This is a genomic window from Gelidibacter sp. (assembly GCF_035515035.1).
In the GTDB taxonomy this organism is placed as follows: domain Bacteria; phylum Bacteroidota; class Bacteroidia; order Flavobacteriales; family Flavobacteriaceae; genus Gelidibacter.
In genome coordinates this window covers 24156-30155 of sequence record NZ_DATJCA010000025.1, presented here as the reverse complement: position 1 = coordinate 30155, position 6000 = coordinate 24156, and the positions used below count along the sequence as shown (strand labels likewise).

The following is a 6000-nucleotide window of genomic DNA, read 5'->3' as shown; positions in this document are numbered from 1 at the left end:
CGGGCTTTAAGAACATTATGGCCAATTTTGGCAGAAGCTTACGGATTTAACACAGAGTGCTTCATTTTTGTCAATCCAACCAAGCGCAACAAGACGCTTTACGATTATAACACCAATATGTTGCGAACCACTACGGAATGTATGAGTGCCATTTTAGGCGGCGCCAATATGATTTGTAATTTGCCCTATGATGCTATATACCATAAAGACAATGAATTTGGAGAGCGGATTGCGAGAAATCAATTATTGGTTTTAAAACATGAAAGCTATTTTGATAAGGTCAACAACCCTGCAGATGGCGCTTACTATATAGAAAGTCTGACCCAACAGCTTGCTGAAAAGGCCTTGGAGTTGTTTAAGGAAATTGAAGTGAACGGTGGGTTTTTACACCAACTCAAAGAAGGGATCATCCAAAAGAAGATCAAGGAAAGTGCTGCAAAGGAGCAAGAACGATTTGATAAAGGGGAATTGATTTTATTGGGCACCAACAAGCATCCCAATCCAGATGATAAAATGAAGCATGAACTGGAACTGTTTCCTTTCGTTAAAAGGAATCCCGTAAAGACCTTGATTGAACCTATTATTGAAAAGCGTTTGGCTGAAGCTGTTGAACAAAAGCGATTGGAAGATGAGTAGAAAGAATTTACAACATATCACCTTACAGAAAAAACCGCTGACCCATGACGGGGGATTAATTGGTGATAATTCCCAACCTAAAACTTTAGACCAGATACCTGAAACTTTCCACACTGCTGAAGATATCCCTATAAAATCCACATATTCGAAAGCGGATTTAAAAAATGTAGAACATCTCAATTTTATTGCAGGAATAGCGCCAAATCTTCGTGGACCTTACTCCACCATGTATGTGCGCCGACCATGGACCATTCGTCAGTACGCTGGATTTTCGACGGCTGAAGAAAGTAATGCGTTTTACCGACGCAATTTGGCCGCGGGACAAAAGGGCTTATCGGTAGCTTTTGACCTGGCAACCCATAGAGGTTATGATTCCGATCATCCTCGTGTGGTGGGCGACGTTGGTAAAGCAGGTGTTGCCATTGATTCTGTAGAGGATATGAAAATCCTCTTTGATCAAATTCCTTTGGATAAAATGTCGGTTTCCATGACCATGAATGGAGCGGTTTTGCCCATTATGGCGTTTTATATTGTGGCTGCTGAAGAGCAGGGCGTGAAACCAGAACAGCTGGAAGGCACTATTCAAAATGATATTTTAAAGGAGTTTATGGTGCGGAATACCTATATCTATCCGCCCACACCCTCCATGAAAATAGTGTCTGATATCTTTGAGTACACCAGCAAACACATGCCTAAATTCAACAGCATCAGTATTTCCGGATACCATATGCAGGAAGCTGGTGCCACAGCCGATATTGAACTCGCATATACGCTGGCAGACGGCTTGCAATACATTAGAACCGGACTGGAAGCGGGCATGGACATTGATACCTTTGCCCCACGTTTATCCTTCTTTTGGGCCATTGGCATGAACCATTTTATGGAAATCGCCAAAATGCGTGCCGCTCGAATGCTCTGGGCGAAAATAGTGAAACAGTTCCATCCCAAAAACGATAAATCCCTGTCATTACGCACCCATAGCCAAACTTCAGGCTGGAGTTTGACCGAACAGGATCCTTTTAATAACGTTGCACGAACCACTATTGAAGCAGCTGCGGCGGCTTTTGGTGGCACACAAAGTTTACATACCAACGCCTTGGATGAAGCGATTGCTTTGCCAACGGACTTTTCAGCACGAATAGCACGAAATACCCAATTGTATTTACAGGACGAGACCAAAATCACGAAAACAGTCGATCCGTGGGCAGGAAGTTATTATGTTGAAAAATTGACCCATGACATCGCTCAAAAAGCATGGGAACTAATAGAGGAAGTAGAAGAACTTGGAGGCATGACCAAAGCGATTGAAGCGGGCATTCCAAAATTGAGAATTGAAGAAGCCGCCGCTAGAAAACAGGCGCGGATTGATTCCGGACAAGACATTATTGTTGGGGTCAATAATTACAGATTAGAAAAAGAAGATCCAATTACCACGCTTGAAGTCGATAATCAAACGGTTAGACTTTCACAGATAGAACGGTTGAATAGCGTGAGGGCGGAACGTGATGCCGATAAAGTAGCCAAAGCTTTGGCCAATTTGACGGCAGCGGCAAAAAATATCTTAAATTCGAAAGTTAATTCAGAAGCTGATTCAAAAGGTTTCCGAGATCGTGGGAATGAGAATTTATTGGCTTTAGCCGTAGAAGCGGCACGATTGCGTGCTACTCTGGGAGAGATCAGTGATGCTCTTGAAGTCGAATTCGGTCGTTATAAAGCACAAATTAAAACCTTTTCAGGCGTGTACAGTAAAGAAATTAAAGACGATAGCTCCTTTAAAAAAGCAAGGGAACTTGCCGATAAATTTGCGGAACAAGATGGGCGCAGACCGCGTATCATGATTGCAAAAATGGGCCAGGATGGACATGACAGAGGCGCTAAAGTTGTTGCTACTGGTTATGCCGACGTTGGTTTTGATGTGGACATTGGTCCGTTATTCCAAACACCAGAAGAGGCTGCAAAACAAGCCGTAGAAAATGATGTCCATATTTTGGGCATCTCCTCCTTAGCAGCTGGACATAAAACTCTGGTGCCACAGGTCATTGAAGCCTTGAAAAACTACGGCAGGGATGATATTATGGTTATTGTTGGTGGCGTGATCCCTAAACAAGATTACCACTATTTATTTGATGCAGGTGCAATTGCCATCTTTGGACCTGGTACGAGAATCAGTGAAACTGCAATTCAAATCCTAGAGATTCTATTGGATTAATGGGCTGTTTAAAAGTCACTTCAATTCATTTTTTCTATTTCAGAGCATTTCTTTTTTTACAAATAACCTTTTTATTTGCAACTTTAAAAACACAACAACAATTTGTTTGACAGAGCGTCCTTATTAAAACAGGTAGAGGATAGTACGGGCTGGGATGTCATTATTATTGGTGGTGGCGCCACTGGTCTGGGAGTGGCATTGGATAGTGCTTCAAGAGGTTACAAGACATTACTTTTGGAGCAATCAGACTTTGCTAAGGGAACCTCCAGCAGAAGTACCAAACTGATTCATGGCGGCGTACGCTATTTGGCGCAGGGCAATCTTGATTTGGTCAAAGAAGCTTTATATGAAAGGGGATTGCTCTTGAAAAACGCCTCGCACTTGGTCAATAACCAATCGTTTATTATTCCTACCTATAACTGGTGGGATACTTTCGTTTATACGATTGGTTTAAAAATATACGATGTTATGGCTGGGAAATTAAGTTTTGGGAAATCGGTCAGAATTTCTAAAAAGGCCGCAGCTTCACGACTTTCAACCATTAAAACGGAACATCTCAAAGGGGGCGTTGTCTATCATGATGGTCAATTTGATGATGCGCGATTGGCGGTCAATATGGCTCAAACGGCTATTGAGCAAGGGGCAACGGTTTTAAATCATTTTGGGGTAACCCAGTTGCAAAAAGATAGTAACGGAATCGTTAATGGCGTTAGTGCCGTTGATCACGAAACGCATCAAGCATACGTTTTTAATGCCATTGTTGTCATTAACGCTACAGGTGTATTTACCGATGAGATCTTGCAAATGGACAATGTGGATGCGAAAAACACAGTGAGGCCGAGTCAAGGAATTCATTTGGTATTGGATCGCAGCTTTATGCCCGGAAGGGATGCTATCATGATTCCCAAAACAGCCGATGGTAGGGTTCTCTTTTTAGTGCCGTGGCATAATAGAGTGGTGGTAGGAACTACAGATACGTTGTTGGATAGCCATAGTTTAGAACCAAAACCGTTGGAGAGTGAAATCGATTTTATTTTGGAAACTGCAAATTCCTATTTGAACAAAAGAGTTTCACGTACAGATGTGTTGAGTATTTTTGCCGGATTACGACCTTTGGCAGCATCTAAAGATGCGTCAGAAAAGACGAAGGAGATTTCCAGGAGCCATAAGGTTATTGTTTCCAAATCTGAATTGATTACGATCACTGGTGGCAAATGGACCACCTATCGGCGGATGGCTCAAGATACCATCAACAAGGCCATTGCTTTAAAGAAATTGCCGTATAAGAAGTGCCCAACGAAACATCTGAGTATTCATGGTGCCGACGGTTCTGCGGATGATACCGATCATCTTTATATTTATGGAACCGATCTAAAAGCCATCGAAGAATTGATAACTAAAGATCCAAGATTGGGCGATAAGCTACACCCAAGATTGGAGTTCGTAAAGGCAGAAGTGGTCTGGGCAGTAAAAAACGAAATGGCACGAACTGTAGAAGATGTATTGGCAAGACGTGTGCGCATCTTATTTTTGGATGCCAAGGCCGCAAAAGAAGTGGCTCCTGAAGTTGCTGAGCTCATGGCGACATATCTAAATAAGGATGACGCTTGGAAACAGTCACAGATTACTAAATTCACCCAATTGGCAAATCAATATATACTCTAGTTATGCTTCTTGCAAAATTTTACAAATCTTAACATTAAACTATGCGTTACTTCATCCTTGTTATGTCAGTTATAATTTTTAATTCCTGTAAATCGACTCAGGTGGAAAGCAGCGGTGTTATTGCCAAGAATCCCGTAATCGCCCACAGAGGGGCATGGAAGGCTGAGAATTTGCCACAAAACTCTATAGCCTCTTTAAAACATGCCATTGCATTAGGCTGTGCAGGTTCAGAATTTGATGTGCGTATGACGGCCGACCATGTGTTGGTGGTCAACCATGATCCTGATTACAAGGGTTTGGTTATTGAAGATCACACCTTTTCCGAATTGGCAAAGCATAACTTATCCAATGGCGAATCGGTTCCTACTTTAAAAGAGTACTTGCTGGCAGGAATGGAGAATAATCCCAATACAGGATTGGTCTGTGAAATTAAGCCTTCAAAAACAAAAGGTCGAAATGTGCTGATGGCAGAAAACGTTATGGCCTTGGTTGGCGAGCTCAAAGCCGAAAGGTATATGTCTTATTATATCAGTTTTAGTTATGAGATCCTGGAAAAAATCATTGAAATAAACCCTTATGCCAAAACACAATTCTTAGATGGATCCATGTCACCTGAAGCTTTAAAGAAATCTGGGATTTCTGGTTTGGATTATGCGGCTAATGTTTTTAGAAAAAACCCCGAATGGATTAAACGTGCCAAGGAACATCACTTAAAACTGAATGTTTGGACGGTCAATAAAGAGAAAGATATGGATTGGTTTTTGAATTATGGATTCGATTATATTACGACCGATGAACCTGAGTTACTGTTTGAGCGCATCAAAAATTCAAAGTTTGAGAAAACCGATAAAAAATAAATTCAACGTTCTATAGATGTCACGTTTCCTTCCAACAATTTCTATTGGTGATGACTAATTTTTGAACAAAAAGTTGTTCAGAAAAATAGTCCGTTATTCAATTCGTTTGTAGTTTTCTGAATAAAGACGGTGGCCGTCATCATCAACTTCAATTTGGCTGAACTTGTTTTTCTCTAACATCAGTTCATACTTGAATTCCTGTTTCTCATCAATAATTTTTCGCATCATTTCGGAACCGTATTCCAAAGTTTCGATAAGTTCATTGTCATCTGCCTTATAACTTCCGTAACCAAACCATTCTGTGGAATCTGAAGGAACATTCTTGCTCCACATGACTTTTTGATCGGTGTACATTTTTACTTGTCTATAGCCAAGGTTGGGTTGGAATGAGTCGGTAATTTTATTATTGACATAATTATAATAGCCCACCATTTCCCAGGTGCCGTTTAGTTTCAATGCTTCATCTTGTGTTGCTTCTGATTTGGTGATGGTTTCCGAGCTTTTGTCTTCGTTACAGGCACTTAGCGTAATCAATAATATAAAATAAAGTAGATTTTTCATAACGCTCAGAATTAAATTATTAAGAATAATGTCTCTCCAATTTACGAAAATTATGTGACTTCTCTAAAATAA

5 protein-coding genes are annotated in these 6000 nt (G+C 40.9%); 4 read left to right on the top strand and 1 reads right to left on the bottom strand.

The window, feature by feature from the left end:
• From VLZ86_RS02105 to VLZ86_RS02090, 4 genes are all read left to right on the top strand, one after another.
• A partial coding sequence (locus VLZ86_RS02105) for a methylmalonyl-CoA mutase family protein (protein WP_325448236.1) occupies nucleotides 1–636 on the top strand: 636 nt, incomplete at its 5' end.
• Nucleotides 629–2845, top strand: coding sequence for a methylmalonyl-CoA mutase (gene scpA, locus VLZ86_RS02100; RefSeq protein ID WP_325448234.1), 2217 nt, complete (start codon nucleotides 629–631; stop codon nucleotides 2843–2845). The genes VLZ86_RS02105 and scpA, both read left to right, overlap by 8 nt.
• A gap of 102 nt (nucleotides 2846–2947) precedes the next feature.
• Nucleotides 2948–4510 carry a glycerol-3-phosphate dehydrogenase/oxidase gene (locus VLZ86_RS02095; protein ID WP_325448232.1) on the top strand — a complete coding sequence of 521 codons (1563 nt, stop codon included), beginning with the start codon at nucleotides 2948–2950 and terminating at the stop codon, nucleotides 4508–4510.
• A 62-nt stretch (nucleotides 4511–4572) separates the two neighbouring features.
• Nucleotides 4573–5367 carry a glycerophosphodiester phosphodiesterase family protein gene (locus tag VLZ86_RS02090; protein WP_325448230.1) on the top strand — a complete coding sequence of 265 codons (795 nt, stop codon included), beginning with the start codon at nucleotides 4573–4575 and terminating at the stop codon, nucleotides 5365–5367.
• 93 nt (nucleotides 5368–5460) lie between these two features.
• On the opposite strand, the gene VLZ86_RS02085 is transcribed toward VLZ86_RS02090, so the two are convergent.
• Nucleotides 5461–5928, bottom strand: a complete 468-nt coding sequence (locus tag VLZ86_RS02085) for a hypothetical protein (RefSeq protein ID WP_325448228.1) — start codon at nucleotides 5926–5928, stop codon at nucleotides 5461–5463.
• Nucleotides 5929–6000 lie beyond the last annotated feature (72 nt).

Bases quoted from the DNA above. Each gene is read 5' to 3' on its own strand.
- scpA (WP_325448234.1), top strand. From the start codon at position 629: ATGAGTAGAAAGAATTTACAACATATCACCTTACAGAAAAAACCGCTG.
- VLZ86_RS02090 (WP_325448230.1), top strand. From the start codon at position 4,573: ATGTCAGTTATAATTTTTAATTCCTGTAAATCGACTCAGGTGGAAAGC.
- VLZ86_RS02085 (WP_325448228.1), bottom strand. From the start codon at position 5,928: ATGAAAAATCTACTTTATTTTATATTATTGATTACGCTAAGTGCCTGT.